Source organism: Streptomyces sp. F63 (genome assembly GCF_018070345.1).
Classification (GTDB): Bacteria; Actinomycetota; Actinomycetes; order Streptomycetales; family Streptomycetaceae; genus Streptomyces.
This window is the reverse complement of record NZ_JAGPXX010000007.1, coordinates 121,085-137,497: the sequence shown is the minus strand read 5'-3', so window position 1 is coordinate 137,497 and position 16,413 is coordinate 121,085. Positions and strand designations below refer to the sequence as shown.

At 70.8% G+C, this 16,413-nt stretch carries 20 protein-coding genes; 14 read left to right on the top strand and 6 right to left on the bottom strand.

What is annotated here, in order from left to right; genetic code table 11:
* Positions 1-291: 291 nt before the first annotated feature.
* From KBZ10_RS10470 to KBZ10_RS10455, 4 genes are all read right to left on the bottom strand, one after another.
* Positions 292-1,746, bottom strand: a complete 1,455-nt coding sequence (locus KBZ10_RS10470; protein ID WP_210987260.1) for a CdaR family transcriptional regulator — start codon at positions 1,744-1,746, stop codon at positions 292-294.
* A 152-nt stretch (positions 1,747-1,898) separates the two neighbouring features.
* Positions 1,899-3,578 carry a GMC family oxidoreductase gene (locus KBZ10_RS10465; RefSeq protein WP_210987259.1) on the bottom strand — a complete coding sequence of 560 codons (1,680 nt, stop codon included), beginning with the start codon at positions 3,576-3,578 and terminating at the stop codon, positions 1,899-1,901.
* A 271-nt stretch (positions 3,579-3,849) separates the two neighbouring features.
* Positions 3,850-5,268, bottom strand: a complete 1,419-nt coding sequence (locus KBZ10_RS10460) for an aldehyde dehydrogenase family protein (RefSeq protein WP_210987258.1) — start codon at positions 5,266-5,268, stop codon at positions 3,850-3,852.
* A gap of 567 nt (positions 5,269-5,835) precedes the next feature.
* On the bottom strand, positions 5,836-6,111 hold the full coding sequence (locus tag KBZ10_RS10455) for a hypothetical protein (protein ID WP_210987257.1): 276 nt from the start codon (positions 6,109-6,111) through the stop codon (positions 5,836-5,838).
* A gap of 465 nt (positions 6,112-6,576) precedes the next feature.
* On the opposite strand from KBZ10_RS10455, the gene KBZ10_RS10450 reads away from it, so the two are divergent.
* The 3 genes from KBZ10_RS10450 to KBZ10_RS10440 all read left to right on the top strand — a co-directional run bounded on the left by KBZ10_RS10450 (position 6,577) and on the right by KBZ10_RS10440 (position 8,663).
* Positions 6,577-6,957, top strand: a complete 381-nt coding sequence (locus tag KBZ10_RS10450) for a hypothetical protein (protein WP_210987256.1) — start codon at positions 6,577-6,579, stop codon at positions 6,955-6,957.
* A 5-nt stretch (positions 6,958-6,962) separates the two neighbouring features.
* A complete protein-coding gene (locus KBZ10_RS10445) occupies positions 6,963-7,661 on the top strand; it encodes a hypothetical protein (RefSeq protein WP_210987255.1) in 699 nt (232 codons plus the stop codon).
* Positions 7,662-8,102: 441 nt separating this feature from the next.
* Positions 8,103-8,663 (top strand): HD domain-containing protein, encoded by a 561-nt coding sequence (locus KBZ10_RS10440; protein WP_210987254.1) that lies wholly within the window; start codon positions 8,103-8,105, stop codon positions 8,661-8,663.
* Here KBZ10_RS10440 and KBZ10_RS10435 read toward each other — a convergent pair.
* Positions 8,651-9,121 carry an NUDIX hydrolase gene (locus KBZ10_RS10435; RefSeq protein WP_210987253.1) on the bottom strand — a complete coding sequence of 157 codons (471 nt, stop codon included), beginning with the start codon at positions 9,119-9,121 and terminating at the stop codon, positions 8,651-8,653. The two genes, KBZ10_RS10440 and KBZ10_RS10435, sit on opposite strands and share 13 nt — an antisense overlap.
* A gap of 35 nt (positions 9,122-9,156) precedes the next feature.
* Positions 9,157-9,888 carry an XRE family transcriptional regulator gene (locus KBZ10_RS10430; RefSeq protein ID WP_210987252.1) on the bottom strand — a complete coding sequence of 244 codons (732 nt, stop codon included), beginning with the start codon at positions 9,886-9,888 and terminating at the stop codon, positions 9,157-9,159.
* Positions 9,889-10,044: 156 nt separating this feature from the next.
* Here KBZ10_RS10430 and KBZ10_RS10425 point away from each other — a divergent pair, with 156 nt between their 5' ends.
* The 11 genes from KBZ10_RS10425 to KBZ10_RS10375 all read left to right on the top strand — a co-directional run bounded on the left by KBZ10_RS10425 (position 10,045) and on the right by KBZ10_RS10375 (position 16,396).
* Entirely contained in the window at positions 10,045-10,395 is a 351-nt protein-coding gene (locus tag KBZ10_RS10425; protein WP_210987251.1) for a hypothetical protein, read from the top strand.
* 2 nt (positions 10,396-10,397) lie between these two features.
* Complete coding sequence (locus KBZ10_RS10420; protein ID WP_210987250.1) at positions 10,398-11,753, top strand: FtsK/SpoIIIE domain-containing protein; 1,356 nt, start codon at positions 10,398-10,400, stop codon at positions 11,751-11,753.
* A gap of 76 nt (positions 11,754-11,829) precedes the next feature.
* Positions 11,830-12,540, top strand: a complete 711-nt coding sequence (locus tag KBZ10_RS10415; protein ID WP_210987249.1) for a DUF2637 domain-containing protein — start codon at positions 11,830-11,832, stop codon at positions 12,538-12,540.
* Between the two features lie 9 nt (positions 12,541-12,549).
* Positions 12,550-12,699, top strand: coding sequence for a hypothetical protein (locus tag KBZ10_RS10410; protein ID WP_210987248.1), 150 nt, complete (start codon positions 12,550-12,552; stop codon positions 12,697-12,699).
* Between the two features lie 12 nt (positions 12,700-12,711).
* The gene (locus tag KBZ10_RS10405) at positions 12,712-12,903 is read left to right on the top strand and encodes a mobile element transfer protein (RefSeq protein WP_125623337.1); all 192 of its coding nucleotides are present in this window, start codon (positions 12,712-12,714) and stop codon (positions 12,901-12,903) included.
* An 11-nt stretch (positions 12,904-12,914) separates the two neighbouring features.
* A complete protein-coding gene (locus KBZ10_RS10400; RefSeq protein ID WP_210987247.1) occupies positions 12,915-13,070 on the top strand; it encodes a hypothetical protein in 156 nt (51 codons plus the stop codon).
* 11 nt (positions 13,071-13,081) lie between these two features.
* Positions 13,082-13,411 carry a SpdD-like protein gene (locus KBZ10_RS10395; protein WP_210987246.1) on the top strand — a complete coding sequence of 110 codons (330 nt, stop codon included), beginning with the start codon at positions 13,082-13,084 and terminating at the stop codon, positions 13,409-13,411.
* An 85-nt stretch (positions 13,412-13,496) separates the two neighbouring features.
* Positions 13,497-13,682: a hypothetical protein gene (locus tag KBZ10_RS10390; RefSeq protein ID WP_210987245.1), complete on the top strand. Its 186-nt coding sequence runs from the start codon at positions 13,497-13,499 to the stop codon at positions 13,680-13,682.
* A complete protein-coding gene (gene repSA / locus KBZ10_RS10385) occupies positions 13,675-15,054 on the top strand; it encodes a replication initiator protein RepSA (protein ID WP_210987244.1) in 1,380 nt (459 codons plus the stop codon). The genes KBZ10_RS10390 and repSA overlap by 8 nt, the downstream gene beginning before the upstream one ends.
* Positions 15,051-15,266, top strand: a complete 216-nt coding sequence (locus KBZ10_RS10380) for an excisionase family DNA-binding protein (protein ID WP_210987243.1) — start codon at positions 15,051-15,053, stop codon at positions 15,264-15,266. Before repSA ends, KBZ10_RS10380 begins: the two co-directional genes overlap by 4 nt.
* On the top strand, positions 15,266-16,396 hold the full coding sequence (locus tag KBZ10_RS10375; RefSeq protein ID WP_210987242.1) for a site-specific integrase: 1,131 nt from the start codon (positions 15,266-15,268) through the stop codon (positions 16,394-16,396). Before KBZ10_RS10380 ends, KBZ10_RS10375 begins: the two co-directional genes overlap by 1 nt.
* Positions 16,397-16,413: the final 17 nt, after the last annotated feature.

The window sequence follows — 16,413 nt, the reverse complement described above, 5'->3', positions numbered from 1 at the left end:
CCGCCCACGCGGATGGCGGCCGCCCGCACCGCCCGGGAGCCACGGGGCCCGGCGGCCTCCGACCGGCACGGCGGTGACCGGCCGGCCGGGAGACGGTCGCCCCCGGCGGCCCCGCAGCCCCGCGGCCCGGCAGCCCCAGGGCGGCCCGGCGGCCCGGCGGCCCGGCAGCCCGGCAGCCCGGCAGCCCGGCAGCCCGGCAGCCCGGCAGCCCGGCAGCCCGGCAGCCCGGCAGCCCATGGAAGAACATCTGCCTCCGGGGTACCGCGTCCCGGCCCGCCCGCGGGCCGGGCGTCAGCGCCCCGCCGGACCCGGAGACCGACCGGAACGGTCCGAGCCGACCGGACGGATCGGACTGACCGAACCCGGACCGACCGGACCGACCGGCCCCGCGGCTCCCGCCGGGCCGGCCGCACCCGCCGGGCCGGCGGGATCCGCGGAACGCAGGGAACCGGCGGGATCCGCCACCGCCACCGCCGGCGGCCCGCTCGGCAGTCCGGCCAGCAACCGCCGTGCCTCCAGAGCGAGATGGATCTCGCTGGCACCCACCGGGTCGGCCGGGGACCGGCCGGTGAGTTCCTGTACGCGGCGCAGCCGGTGGGTGACGGTGTTGCGATGGCAGAACATCCGGGCGGCCGTCTCGGTGGAGGAGCCGCCGACGGCGAACCACTGGGCCAGGGTCTCCAGCAGTACCTCCCGCTCGTGCGCGGGCAGGTCCAGGACCGGGCTCAGCACCTCCCGCACGGCGTGCTCGGCCGAGTCGGGGGCGCTGACGACCATCAGCCCGACCGGGGAGTCGCCGTACAAGGACACCTCCCGGGTGCCGGGCGCGGCGCAGGCACAGGCCAGGCGTGCCTGGCGGAGCGCGGCCGGCGCGTGCTCCAGGCCGTGGAACAGGGCGCTCACCCCGGCCCGGCCGGTGCCGCGCCGCCGGAGGAGACCGGCGACCTCGGGCAGGGCCTGCGGTGACCCCAGGGAGAGCAGTCCCACCAGGGCATCGCCCTCCGGCCGCCAGACCGAGGCGACGCCGAGGGCGCGCAGGGTTCCTTCCACCGTTCCGGCTCCGCCCGCGCCGCCCGCGCCGCCCGCGCCCGCCGTGCCGTGCGGCGGCCGGCCGGCGGGCAGGCGGCGGGGACCGGGCCCGGCGGCCGACGGCGGCGCCTTCTCGCAGCTCACCACGGCGAAGATGCCGCGGGCCGGCAGGCGCAGTGCCTCGGCGCACTCCCACAGGTGCGCGCCCTCGTCCAGCCGGCCGTCGAGGAGCGCCGCCAGCAGCAGGCTCCGCACCTGGCGGTCGCAGTGGGCCCGCTCCGCCATGGTCTCGCGGTACGCGCCGGTCACGGCGTCGGTGAAGGCATCGCTGACCGTCCACACCGCCGAGGCCGCGTACGGCATCTCCCGGGGAACGGAGTCCCCGGCCTCGTCGAGGACGCGTTCCCAGAGGAAGCGGCCGGCGAGCCGGTAGGCGTGGGTGACCGCCGACAGCGGCACGCCGCGCTCGGCCTTGAAGCGGCCGGTGTCCCGGGGGACCCGCAGGTCCAGGGTGTCCCGGCCGAGTTGGGTGATCATGGAGTGCAGGTTCTCGGCGCAGGCCGTGCGGAGTTCGCCGTACGGGACGGGCACGCCTTCGTGGTACGCCTCCTCCTCGACCGCGATCCGGTCGGCGAGCAGGCCGGCGAACCGGTCGACCCCGGGCAGCAGGACGTCGGCCAGCCGGTGCACTCCTGAGTCGTGGGAGATGACGGTCATAAGGGCTCCCGCCGCGTCGGGCCGTGGCCCGGTTCCGGAAGGCGGGCCACTCGCAGAGTAACCACGGGTGCCGGTCGTGGCGAGAGGTCGTGCGATCACCGGCCCCCGCCGGGCGGCTTGGGCGGCCCCGCGGGCCGGGAAGGGGGGCGGCGTCACGCCGGATCGACCAGACGCACGGAACGGACGGGCGCGGGGGAATCGGCGGGCTGCCCCTGGGGCACGGTACGGACCACGTGCACCGCCGCGTCGGCGCCGTCCGCGGACGTGGCCGCACCGGCCGGGCCCGCGGTGCCGCGGATCAGATCGGCCGCCCGCTCGGCGATCATGATCGTGGGGGCGTTGGTGTTGCCGCGGACGACGGTCGGCATGACGGAGGCGTCGGCCACCCGCAGCCCCGTCACCCCGTGCACGCGCAGTTCCGGGTCGACGACCGGCCCGATCGCGCAGGTGCCGGCGGGGTGGTACAGCGTCTGCAGCTCGCGCCGCGCGTAGGCGAGGAGGTCGTCGTCGCCGCAGCCGGGGTCGGGGGCGAGGAAGTCCGCCCGGTGGTGCGCCCGCATCGCGGGCCGGCCGGCGATGTCCATGACCAGGCGCAGCGCGCGGACGGCCGTCGCCCGGTCCTCCTCCGTGGTCAGGTAGTTGTGCAGGATGCGCGGTTTGGCGCTGGGCAGGGCGGAGCGGAGCTGGACCCTGCCGCGGCTGGTGGGGGCGAGCAGCACGGCGCCGAGGTGGAAGCCGTGGTCGGTGATCGCTCCCAGTCCTTCCTGGTGGAACAGCGCGGGGACGGCGTGGATCTGCACGTCCGGGGCGTCGAGGCCGGCGGTGGTGCGGAAGAAGCCGCCGCCCTCGCCGACGTTGGAGGTCAGGGGTCCGCGTCCCTCGGTCTCCAGCAGCCGCACGTTGTCCGGGGTCTCGGCGGTCAGCAGGGACTCGGTGTCGGTGAGGTGGACGACGGCCAGGTGCGGGTGGTCCTGGAGGTTCTCGCCGACCGGCAGGTCGGTCCGCGGGGTGATGCCGTGGGCGGTGAGCTCGCCGGCGGGGCCGATGCCGGAGAGCATGAGGAGCTGCGGCGAGTTGTAGGCCCCGGCGCAGAGGACGACCTCCCGCGCGCACCGCAGTTCCTCGGTGACGCCGCCCAGGTCGATCTCGACCCCGGCGGCCCGGTCGCCGTCGAGGAGGATCCGGTTGCACTGGACGCCGGTGCGCACCTCCAGATTGGGCCGGTCCAGGGCGGGGCGCAGATAGGCGGCGGCGGTGCTGCACCGCAGGCCGCCCCGCTGGGTGAGTTCGTAGTAGCCGACGCCGTCCTGCTCGGGGCCGTTGAAGTCGGGGTTGTACGGGTGGCCGGCCTCCTTCGCCGCCGCGACGAACGCGTCGATCAGCGGGTTCCGGGAGCGGCCCGGGTTGACCGGGAGGGGCCCGCCCGCCCCGTGCCACTCCGATGCGCCGGCGTGGTGGTCCTCGGAGCGCAGGAAGTACGGCACAACGTCCTCCCAGCTCCAGCCCTCGGCCCCGGCGGCGGCCCAGCCGTCGTAGTCCCGCCGGTTGCCCCGGATGTAGATCATGGCGTTCATGGACGACGAGCCGCCGAGCATGCGGCCGCGCGGCAGATAGCGGCGGCGGTTCCCCAGGCCCGGCTCGGGCTCGGTCAGGTAGTCCCAGTCGTACTTGGTGCGGAAGAGCTTGCCGAAGGCCGCCGGGATGTGGATCTCCTGCGCGTCGTCGGGCCCTCCGGCCTCCAGCAGCAGCACCCGGGCGTCCGGATCCTCGCTGAGCCGCGCGGCGAGTACGCAGCCGGCCGATCCCGCACCCACGATGATGAAGTCGTACATTGCGCGTCCTCTCTCTGCGGCTGCCGCGTGACGGCTGCCCTCCGGCACCTGCCGGGCCACCGCCGTCCCCCGGCGGCCCGGCAGGTGCCTGCTCGGTACGACCGGGATCCCCGGTGGGTCCCCGGCCGGATGCTGCGCCGGCTGCGGCGCCGGCGTGCGTCCCTCGGTCCGGCTGCGGTCCGGACCCTGCGCCCGCCGCACCTCCGGGTTCGTGTCCCGGCGTGCGTACGGACATCACGCTCCCGGCGGGCGCCGGAGCGCCCCCCGGGTGTCAGAGCTGGATGGCCTTGGTCTCCAGGAACTCCTCGAAGCCCATCCGCCCGGCCTCGCGGCCGACGCCCGACTGCTTGTAGCCACCGAAGGGCGCCAGCGGGTTGAAGGCGCCGCCGTTGACGTCGACCATGCCGGCCCGGATCCGGCGGGCGACCGACTTCGCCCGCTCGGGATCGCCCGACCACACGCCGCCGGCCAGGCCGTAAGGCGTGTCGTTGGCGATGGCGACGGCCTCCTCCTCGGTGTCGTAGGGAATGAGGGACAGCACGGGACCAAAGATCTCTTCCCGGGCGATGGTCATGTCATTGCTGACATCGCTGAACACCGTGGGCGCGACGAAATAGCCGGGGCCCTCCAGCGGGGCGTCGGGCCCGCCGGTGAGCAGCGTGGCGCCCTCGGCGATCCCGGCGGCGATGTAGTCCCGTACCCGCTTGAGCTGGGCGTCATTGGCCATCGGGCCGATCTGCGTCTCCTCCGCCTGCGGGTCGCCCACGTGGTAGCCGCTCGCGACCTCGGCGGCGATCCGGCCGGCCTCCTCCAGCTTGTCGCGCGGGACGAGCATGCGGGTGAGAGCGATACAGGTCTGCCCGGAGTTGAGGTAGCACTTGGCGACGCCGTCGGTGACCGCGGCCCGCAGATCGGCGTCGTCGAGGATGATGTTGGGCGACTTGCCGCCGAGTTCGAGCGCCACCTTCTTCACCGTGTCGGCCGCGAGCGCCGCTACCCGGCGGCCGGCGCGGGTCGAGCCGGTGAACGACACCATCGACACCTCGGGGTGGGCCACCAGGGCCTCACCGACGACGGGCCCGTACCCGGTCACCACGTTGAGGACCCCGGCGGGCAGCCCGACCTCCTCGGCGATCTCGGCCAGCAGCAGCGCGGAGAGCGGCGCGACCTCGGACGGCTTGAGAACGACGGTGCAGCCGGCGGCCAGGGCGAGCGCCACCTTGAGGGAGACCTGGTGGAGCGGGAAGTTCCACGGGGTGATGCAGCCGACCACGCCCACCGGCTCCCGCACGACCTGCGAGTTGCCGACCTCTGCCGGCCCGTAGTCGAAACCGGACGCCAGGTCGGCCGCCTGCCCGAAGGTGAACGCGGGCAGCCCGGCCTGGAGCACCCGGCTCTCCTGCACCGGGGTGCCGACCTCGCCGGCCACGAGCCGCGCGATCTCCTCGCCCCGCGCCTCCAGTACCTGCTGGATCCGGAGCAGGTGCGCGGAGCGCACCGACGGTGAGGTCCGGGACCAGCTCTCGAACGCCTGGGCGGCGGCCCGCACGGCGCGGTCCACGTCCTCGGCGGTGCCGGCCGGTATCGAACCGATCACCTGCTCGTCGGCGGGATTGACCACATCGATCGTCTCGGTGCCCCCGGACGGGGTCCACTCCCCGCCGATGAAATGCTTGGTGTACGACGTCATGACCCGGGCTCCTGCTCAGAAGGTTTCGGCGGGATGTTCCGGGCAGTCTGCGGGAGCCGCCGCGGCGCGGTCGATGGAGCGGGGAAGCCGGATCGGGGCGCCGGATTGTGCATGTGCACGGTGGGAACGAGCCGGGCTCCCCGGGGGCGGATGCGGTCCGGACCCGCCGTCCGGGGGCGGCCACCGGCCGCGGTCGCGGCACACACGCGCCGAAGGAGCTGTCCCGTGAGCCGGCACGGAAGGTGACACGGGCGGAATCCCGCCGCCACGGCATGACGGAGCCCCCGCCGCAATCGACGGGGGCTCCGTACTGACGGGCACAGGCGGAGGGGAACCGCCCACCTCTGCTGCACGGGCCCGGCACCCGTCCGCAGAACGTTCCACGCTGGTCACCAGCGGTCCGGTACGTTGGGCGGTCCAGAGCCGGCCACCCTTCACGCGCCCCGCCGGGCGGGGCCGGCGGCTCGGTCCGGTACGGATACGGCACGCGCTCAGGTCACCCGCCGCGGAATCGCGGTACCCGCACCCGTACCCGTCACGCAAAACGCGTCGGACCGGGCGGCCGCATTACACGGTTTGCCGTTCCCTTTCCTGAAGGCTGCGCATCTCGGCAGCAAGGGAGCCGTCCTGCTGCTCGTACTGGGAGAGCGCCACCCCGAGGCCGAAGAACGTGGGGGCCCATTCGCCGACGAAGATGCCCCATCGGTCGGCGCGATCGAGTCCGCGCCCTGGTTCTGCTGCGAGTGATGCCGCCCAGGCGGCGACGGAGAGGCCGATGGACACAAAGCCCGCGGTGTAAGCGTGTTCGCTGCGCAGGCCCTTGTCGTGAAGCTTCTGGATCATCGTGGGTCTCCCTGATCTCTGGGGACGGGCACTTCCACCACTGTCACCCAGTCGGCGGGCGGCCGCATCCGGGCGGCCGGAGAAGACCGCCTCAGCGGCTTCCCTCCCTGAAGCGGGCCCTTCCGCGACTTCAGGGTGCCGGGCCTCAGCGGCTTGGGGCGAAGGCTCCACGGACGAGAGAACAGGGACGCGTGAGCTTGGGCTGGTGGGCGCAGACGGGTTCGAACCGCCGACATCTGCTTTGTAAGCCTGGCGCCGCTCACCGACGGGTTTTGCCTGGTCACCGAGCAGGCGACGGCGCCAAGCCCACCGGCGGCCCTCTGCACCACCACGGACCCCGAGTAACCGTGGTTGTCCGTTCGATCTGGCACGAGTGTGGCACACGGGCGTCGTCCGATTCCTGCCCTGTAAGTCCACCCAGGGAAGGGTTTGTTGCATGACCTTCAGGGTCGATAGTGTGATGGTGTGGCATCCGATGATCTTGACATCCAGGTAGCCGGGAGCTCTTCGCTCGTCCCCGACGCCAGGCAGGCGCTTGAGGCATGCGTCCAGAGGTACGGCGAAGACGTGCTGCGCGAGGCTGAGCGCATCGAAGCCAGCGTTCACCTGGGTCCCGGGGCACCCATGGTCACAAGCAGCATGATCCAAGAAGCAGACCTGGTTGGACGACGCGGCCACATTCAACCGAGAGTTTCCAAGTGGAAGACATCGATCTCAGTCGTTCCGTACATAGCAGCCGCGATGGCAGGAGTCTTCGGGGAAAACATCGGAACCCCAACCGGCTCCATAGGTTTCACCGCATCGGTATTGATTGGCATCTTCACATTTCTCGCGGGGCGAAGGTGAATGCAATGAATACATCCGAGGGTGACGACCGACTCAGCGAAGACGCTCGTGCAGCAATTGATGCACTCGCGGAAGAATGGCGCACTGAGTTGGAAATCAGAGCTAATATTTACGCCGACGCCCGCGGCGCGAACCTGGTTTCCCGAAGCGATGTTGTAGCCTCTGCCGAGTCGAGCTCTTGGAAGCGACTCCCCAAAAGTCGCCGCAGTATCGATAAATTGACCCCTATAGTAGTTGCAGCATCCGCGATCACTGCGATCGCAGTGATCACAGTGATCGCACAAGCAATGGGCACACCCAACAGCATCATCCCCCTCATAGCGGCTATTTCGATCACAATATTCGTCATTAATTATCAACGCGAGCAGAGAACAGAGTCTGTGCCGGAGAGGGCCCTTCTCGTTACTGAAGTTATTGACCAATGGTCCGATGTTGAACGCTTCATGCGGGGTTTTGCGCCACTTGAAGATGATGACGGAAAGAGCCCGGTCTCACTAGGAACAATCTTCCGCCACTACGAGCGCCGAGCACCGGTATCACGCGAAACGATGGAGCAGCTGCATTCTCTTCTCGACACGCGAAATAAGCTAGTGCACGCACACAGCGAGGAAGTCTCAGACGATGAGCTGCGGGCGGCAATTAGAGTAGCTAAGGATGTAAAACGCGAACTTCAGCGAGTGCGCGATTGGGGGCTGGAGCAGTGACAGCCATGCCTTTCCAGGACAGCAACGTGGCCACTAGCCGCGTAGGTCGGTGGAGCGGCTTTGGGCTGGAGCTGCTTTGGGGCGAGTGATCATGGCCCCGTAAGCTGGTGGCGCGTCGGGCAGTCTGTGGACCTGCCCGGTAAAGCACGACGTTGGGGCCATGATCTTAGAGGCTCGCCCCAAAGTGGCTGCCTAAAGCCGTGGAGCCGGCCGCCCCAGCCACAGAGGGTTTCTCCCCCATCCCATGCCCGCAGCCGCCAGCGCGCCGCCGGGCGCGGCCAGCCGGGGCGGAGACAGGAGGCGGGCCGCGCCGAAAAGGCGGCGCGCGCCCGCGCCGTGCGCGGGCCTTGATGGAGTAGGGAAAGTTCTACCGCGCCAAGATCCAGGGTCCACAGTTCCTGGGCTGTCGGCTCGACACTCGTCTCGGCTACCGTGCGATTCATGCCTTCTGCACTCGACACGCCCCAGGGAGCGGCCGCGCTCGCCGAGTCCCTGTTGCCCCCGCTCGGGAACCGCTGGCTGCACACTCAGGCTGTGGCAGCTCGGGCCCGTGAGGCAACCGCGGCTGTGTCCGAGGACGACCGGGATCTCCTCGTCGCTGCCGCTTGGCTGCACGACATCGGCTATGCCCCGGAGCTGCGCGAGACCGGGTTTCATCCCCTCGACGGTGCTCGGCACCTGGAGTCGCTGGGTGCGCCTTCCCGGCTCGTGCGCCTGGTCGCTCACCACTCGGGTGCTGTCTACGAAGCCGAGCAGCGCGGGCTCTCCGCAGAGCTGGCGGTCTACGAGCGGGAGGACTCCCCCGTCCTCGATGCCCTCATCTTCGCCGACATGACGACGGGGCCGGCCGGAGAGTCCTTCGACTTCGACCGGCGGATCGACGAGATCCTGGTCCGCTACGAACCGGGCAGCGAAGTGCACAACGCGATCAGCAAGGCACGGCCGTACCTCGGGGCCGCTGTCGAGCGCACCCATGCCCGGATGGCCGCTCAGCCGATGTAGGGCTCGGACCGCTCGGCCAGGCCGTGGTCGATCCGCAGGCGCATCGACGGGTGGATGTTCAGTCCGTCCAGCCTGCCCGGCGGCACGAACGCGACTTCCTTGCTTTCGCTGCTGGTTCGCAACTCCCCGCCGACGATGCGGGCGCGGAAGCAGATCGAGAACTGCTGTCGGACCTCGCCGTCGTCGTACGCCATGACGTGCCCGGGGTTCGTGTACAAGCCGACCAGTCCGGTCAATTCGACGTCGTATCCGGTCTCTTCCTTGGTCTCGCGCACGGCGGCATCTGGCGCCGACTCCCCCAGGTCGACCCCGCCGCCGGGCAGGGCCCAGAGGTCGTTGTCGGTCTTGTGGATCAGCAGGACTTCCCCGGCCTCGTTGCGCGCTACGGCGGTCACTGAGGGGACAAGGCTGTTCGCCTTTGGGGCGTTCGGATCGTTGTAGTAGTCGACGCGGGCCATGTCTTCAGCGTCGCACGTCCCCGGCCTGGGTCGCGTCACGCCTCCCGGCCGCGCTCCCATGCGTAGTCGAAGCTCCGCATGTAGTGCCGGAACGTCCGGGCGCCGGGGATGTAGCGGAAGTGCATCACCGGGTTCTGCCCGGCGGGAGCTCCGAGAACGTGCGGGTTCACCAACATGTCGTCATCGAACCGGTAGAGCGAGTTGTAGAGGATCGTGTCGTGTAGCCGGACCTCGACGCCGGGTGTCGACATCGCGGGCTGGAGGTAGCGGCGGGTGATCCGGGCTCGGGCCGCCAAGTCGTCGCCGATCCCCTCCTCCTCGCCACGCTGGCGGACCGCCTCCGAGTCCGGGTCTCCGAGCAGGATGCGGACCTGTGCGCCGGCCTTCGCCTTCTCGGCGAGCTGGTCCGGAAGGTCCGGGTGACTGTCGAACAGGAACAGTCCCGCGTAAACGAGGATGCCGACCTGGTCCGTGGCCTTCTCGATCAGGGACGACCACAGCGCCGCCGGGACGGCTCCCCGGTGCGGGTAGTACGTGATCAGTTCTGACGTGCTCGCCGTCTCCGCCTGCTTCTCGACGCTCGGCCAGAGGTAGACCTCATCGGCCCCCAGGAAGCTCGCGGCCTTCCAGCGGTGTCCCCGGTGCGGTGTGCGGTTCGTGGTGATCCACCGCTCGACGCTCTTGGGGTCCACTCCCACATGCTGGGCCACGGACTGGATGGTCTCGCCCTTCGCTGAAATCGCCGCGCGCAGACGCTCGTTCGCCATCACAGGGCCTTCCCGTAGGACGATGGGGACGTTTTGACGATAACTCAGACGTCCCCAAACGTCCATACGGACCGTGATGCGTCCATGCCCTCTCGCGGTCTCCTGATCTCACCGGCCGGACGCCGGACAGAAACCCATCACTCAGGAGACAAGACGATGCGTCAGATTCCCGTGGACACCTCCGCCGCCGCCGTGATGGTGGCCCAGCCCCCGCAGCCGAAGATCCGCGACCGCCGCACGGGCGAGATCGCCACCGATGCCGAGACCGGCGCGACGATGATGACCGTCGGCGTGATGTTCGCGGCCAACGGCGACGCGGAGATCCTGACCGTGGCCGTCCCGGAGACGGGAATCTCCGGTGAGCTGGAGATGGGTACCCCGGTCGCCCTGACCGGTCTGGTCGCCCGGCCGTGGGAGAACACCTTCAACGGGCAGGCCCGCCACGGGATCAGCTTCCGCGCCGTCGCGGTCACCTCCCTGGTCGCCGCGAAGGCGAAGGCGGCCTGATCATGACCGACTTCACGGTCGCGCTGCTGCTGGTCGTCGCCACCGCTCTGGTTCTGCGGTGGCGGCGTCCCGCCTGGTACTGGCTGTCCTTCGGTATCGCCCTCGCGGTGCTGCGGGTCGTCTTCCGCTACAGCTCGGTCATGGAGGCGTGCGGGCTGACCGTTCCGCCGTCCCGCTGGCGCCTGGCCCTGGCCCGGATCGCCAACCGGCCGGTGCCGAACTCCCGGACCCCGCGCATCCTGCGGCTCCGCCCGACCCGTACCGGCCTGGTCCTTCGGCTGGGCCTGCGCCCGAGTCAGGACGCCTTCGAGGTCGCCGCCTCCTGCGACCGGCTGCGGCACTCGTTCGGCATGTACGGCGTGACCTCGCGTGAGCTGCGCTCCGGTGTGGTCGAACTGCGCATGACCGGATACGACGTGCTCAAGCGGGTTCAGATGCCCGCCAGGGTCGACCGCACGCCGACGCGGGTCCCGGTCGCCCTGCGGGAGGACGGAGCCGTCCACTACCGCGACTACCGCACCGTTCCGCACGCCCTGACCATCGGGGCCACCGAGTCCGGCAAGTCCGTGTACCAACGCAACCTGGTCGCAGAACTGGCCACACAGCCTGTTGCCCTCGTCGGCATCGACTGTAAGCAGGGAGTCGAGCTGTTCCCGCTGGCTCGCCGGTTCTCCGCACTGGCCGACAACCCCGACACCGCCGCCGAACTCCTCGATGCGCTGGTGTCCCGAATGGAAGCCGTCTACCAGCTCATCCGCGCCGAACAGCGCATCACCGCCGATGTGCCGGACGCGGAGATCGCCGCCGACATCTGGGACCTGCCCAAGCATCTGCGCCCGGTTCCGGTCGTGCTGCTTGTCGACGAGGTCGCCGAACTCGCCCTGTTCAGCACTAAGGAGGAGGAGAAGCGCCGGGACCGCATCATCACCGCGCTCGCGCGGCTCGCCCAGCTCGGCCGCGCGGCCGGCATCTACCTGGAGATCTGCGGGCAGCGTTTCGGCTCCGAACTCGGTAAGGGCATCACGATGCTCCGGGCCCAACTCACCGGCCGTACGGCCCACCGCGTCAACGACGAGCCCTCGGCGAACATGGCCTTCGGTGACATCGCTCCGGATGCTGTCCTCGCCACGATCCAGATCTCACCCGAGACCCCCGGAATCGCCGTGGCGGGCGACTCCTCCGGCGGCTGGGGCCGTATCCGGACTCCGCACACCTCCCTGCGGCAGGCCGTCAACGCCTGCAACCGGCACGCCCACCTGACCCCGAACGTGCCCGAACTCGCCCAGTTCCGGCCCGTCCTGTCACCTCTGGCGCCGGTCCCTGAACCGGCCATCGAGGCCGCCCCGGCTGCGGCCTGAGCCTCGCTCCCCCATCAGTCGGCGGACCGCTCCACCAACTCCGCTACCCGATCTACCAGCAGGAAGGAGACCGACGATGCTGGCCAAGCTCCGGCTCGACGCCGTACTGGTCCAAGCCGTGATCGCCGGTGCCCTGTCCTTCGCTCACCTCCACGACCTCGCCGCCGCTGCCGGACAGGACGGCTGGAAAGCCTGGGCCTACCCGATCAGCGTCGACCTGCTCCTGGTCGCTGCCTGGCGACGGCTCCGCTCACTCCGCCCGGCCGGTGAGCCCGTGGGAGCCGCCTGGTTCTGGTTCGCCGTCGCCCTGGCTGCCTCCCTGGGCGCCAACGTGGCAACGGCCGGCCTTCTCGACCTCGGGAATGTGCCCGATTGGCTGCGCATCCTCGTCGCCGGGTGGCCAGCGCTGGCCTTCCTCGGCGGCACGCTCCTGGTCCATTCGCCGGGTCCGGTGAACGAGCGGCAGGAAACCGCGGCTGCCGAACCGGCCGAGGTCGCCGATGTCGAGCGTGTGCCGGACCTCGCATCAAGGCCGGATCCCGAGCCCGAGCCGGAGCCGGAGCCGGAGCCGGAAGCAGTCGAGAGCCCCGAGCCTGTCCCGGCCCTGTCCGCCTCGGCGCCGGAGCCGTCCCCGGTCCCGGTCCCGGCCGCGCTCGTCGAGCACGCCCGCAAGGTCGCCGACGAACACCGAACCCGAACCGGCGACCGGATCGACACCGACACCCTGCGAGCCCGGCTCGGCGTCCCGCCGCCGCTGGCCGACGCCATCGCCGCCCAACTCGCTTGAGAGGACCCCATGCCCGGACACGAGTCGACGCCCGCTGAACTCCGCGACGCCGCCAACGAAATGGACGCCACCGGCCATCCGATCATGGCCCGTCTTCTGCGCGACGAAGTCGACGACCGTGAGCGATCCGCACGCCCCAGCACCTCGCCGACCGACTGAAGGACTGAACCCATGCCTGCCCGCGACTTCTTCCACGCCCTGATGCGGATCGGCTTCGTGCAGATCGGCACCCACCGCGACCGGCACGGCCGCACCAAGCACGCCGCCGTGTGCACCAACGACCGGTGCGGTTGGTCCTCCGACTACTCCAGCCAGAGCGCCGCCCAGCTCGCCGCCCGCACCCACCGCTGCACGATCCGATAGGAGCCCTCGTCATGGACGTTCCGCTCTGGCTCGCCCTCATCGCCGTGGGCTACCTCGGCTGCAAGCTCATCCGCCCGCCTCTCTGGCTGGTCCTGGTGCTGCTCCTCGGCGGCTACCTCATCGCGGACAGCCTGCTCGCCCCGGTCATCGACACCGCCATCAAGTGAGGAGTTCCGCCGTGTTCCGTCCGAAGATCCCGACCAACCCGACGCCGACCGGCGCTGTGATCCCGCTCCCGGTCGAGCCGACCGCCGTCGAGCGGCACACCCCGGCCCACACGCTCGCCCCGGTCGCCCCGGCCGCCGAGCCTCCCTCGGCACCGGCCCGGCCCACCGTCCAGCTCACCCCGGGCGCCCTGCTCACCGTCATCGGCGGCGGAACGGCCGTGGTCCTGGTCGTCGGCACGGTCCTGGTCTCGATGCTCCTCGCGGTCGCCGTCACCGCCTCGTCGGTCGCCGTGTGCGCCCTGGTGCTCCGCTCGCTCATGTCGCAGCAGAACCGCCGCTGACCGGCCACCGGGTGGCGCACAAGCCGCCAAGCACGCCGCCACCCGGGGCCGTCCCTTCCAACCGCAATCGAAAGGAACCACCATCATGGCCCACCGCACCCCGCCCGCGCCGAGGATCTGCCCGGCCTGCGACGGCTTCGCCTCCGTCGCCATCACCCTCGGCGGCCGGGACCGGCACGGTCGGCTGCGCACCATCACCGCGCACTGCCCGGCTTGCCAGGGCACCGGCACCCGCCGCCTCGCCCGGCTGCCGGAGGGCGCTCGTGCCTGACGCCCAGCTCGACCCGACCACCCTCGGCGACCTGCTGAGGGTGGCTTCGGCTTCCGACTTCCACCGCTGGCAGGACCAGATCCGCCGCACCGGAGGCTGCTCCGACCCGATCCACCTGCGGGGCTGGACGCTGACCAAGGACAAGGTGACCGGTGAGACCCTGCACCACTACTCGACCGAGCACGAACCGGGCGGACGGCTCCGCGTCGCCTGCGGCAACCGCCGGGCCTCCCGCTGCCCGTCCTGCGCCTGGACGTACGCGGGCGACACGTACCACCTCATCCGCGCGGGCCTGGCCGGTGACGACCGCCGCGACATCCCCGCCACCGTCCGCGAACACCCCCGGGTCTTCCTCACCCTCACCGCCCCGTCGTTCGGCCCGGTACACAACCGGCCCGACCGGGGCGTCTGCCGCTGCGGCCTCCGGCACGCTGCCGATGATCCGGCGTTGGGCTCCGCCCTCGACCCAGAGACGTACGACTACGCCGGGACGGTCCTCTTCAACAACCACGCCGGGCAGCTGTGGCAGCGCTTCACCACTCGGCTCCGCCGGGAGCTGGCCGCGCGGGCCGGCCTTTCCCAACGCGCCCTCGCCGAGGTCCTGCGGGTCTCCTTCGGCAAGGTCGCCGAGTTCCAGAAGCGCGGCGCGGTCCACTTCCACGCCGTGATGCGCCTCGACGGTCCGGACGGGCCCGACTCCCCGCCGCCGTCCTGGGCGACCGTGGACCTCCTGGCCGACGCGATCCGCGCCGCCGCCCGCCACTCCTACACCAGCGTCAGTGTCCCGGCCGCCGAGGACGAACCGGCCCGTACGTTCCGCTGGGGGACACAGCTCGACGTGCGGCCGGTCAAGGCGTTCGGCGACGGCTCCGACATCACCGAACAGGCCGTCGCCTCGTACGTCGCCAAGTACGCCACCAAGGCCGCCGAGAACACCGGCACCCCGGACCGCCGCATCGGCGAACTCGCCGAACTCGAACGCCACGGCGCACCCGACCACGCCCGGCGGCTCGTCGCGGCCTGCAAGGCGCTCGATCCCCTCTACCCCGACCGCCGCCTGTGGGCTTGGGCGCACATGATCGGCTTTCGTGGCCACTTCTCGACAAAGTCGCGCCGCTACTCGACCACCCTCGGCGCCCTGCGCCAGGAGCGCGCCGACTTCCGCGCCGCCCAGGAGCGCGCCGTCCTGAACCTCGACGCCTCCACGCCGGACACCGTGCTCGTTCTCGCCGACTGGCAATACGCCGGCCACGGCCACACCCCGGGCGAATCCGTCCTGGCGGCCACCATCGCCCGGGGCCTACAGCTCAACCGCGAAACCGCGCGCGAAGCACTGCTTGACCAACTCGCACTGGAAGGAGCCGCAGCATGAAGGACCGACTGATGAGCGTTCCCGAAGTCGCCGAGTACCTCGGAACCTCGGAGCGCTTCCCGCGCCGCCTGATCGCGGAGCGCCGCATCGTGTTCGTCAAGGTCGGCCGTCATGTGCGGATACCGGCAAGCGCGTTGGAGTCGTACGTCACGACCAACACCGTGCAGCCGATCACCGCGAGCCGTGGGACCGCGCTCCGGGCGGTGGCCTGATGGCGAACAGCAAGGGCAGGAAGCGCCGGTTCGGCTCCATCCGCAAGCTGCCGTCAGGGCGCTTTCAGGCTCGCTTCCGGGACCCCGACGGGGTTCTCCGCACCGCGCCGGAGACCTTCGCGACGCAGACGGACGCCGACCGCTGGCTGGTCCGCAAGGAAGCCGAGATCATCGAAGGTCGCTGGCAGAACCCTGACGACAAGATCCCGTTCGGGACCTACGCCGAGGCGTGGTTCAAGGAACGCGACTACGCCGCGACGACGCGGGAACGCAACGGCAGCGCTCTGCGGCTGCACATCCTGCCGACGTTCCGCGACGTGAACATCGGCGACATCAACACGGCGCAGATCCGGCGTTGGCGTACCGCTCTGCTCGACGGCGGCGTTGGTGAGCCGACCGTGGTCAAGGCGTACCAGATCCTTCGCGCGATCATGAATACGGCCGTGGACGACGGGCTGATCCAGCGCAACCCGTGCCGGATCAAGGGCGCTGGCGTCACCAAGACGGCTGAGCGTCCCTTCCTGACGGTCGCCGAGGTGTTCCACCTGGCCGACGCCGTGCCCGCCCGTTACCGAATGCTGGTCCTCCTGGCCGCGTTCACGTCGCTCCGGTTCGGTGAGCTGGCCGCGCTCCAGCGCCATGACGTGGACCTGGAGCGCCGCGTCGTCTCCGTCCGCCGGGCCGCCGCCGAGACTCGGACGGACGGCTTGCTCGTCAAGGCACCGAAGAGCGCCGCGGGCATTCGTACGGTCGCCTTCCCGGCCTCCCTCGTCGGGGAGCTGCAAGCCCATCTGTCCGAGCACGCGCAGGCCGGCCGGAACGGGCTCGTCTTCGTCGGGCCGCGTGGCGGCGTCCTGCGGCGCAACAACTTCCGCCGCCTCTGGCTGCGTGCCCTGGCGGAGACCGGCTTGCGTGACGTGCATTTCCACGATCTCCGGCACACCGGCAACACCCTGGCGGCTACCGGCGGCGCGACCACGCGCGAGCTGATGCACCGGATGGGGCACTCGTCGGTGCGGGCCGCGCTGATCTACCAGCATCTGGTCAACGGCCGGGACCACGAGATCGCCGATCACGTCGACCGGCAGATCAGGAAGGTGCAAGATCAAGGCGGCCCATCTGGCACGTAAGTGGCACGCCGCCTCTT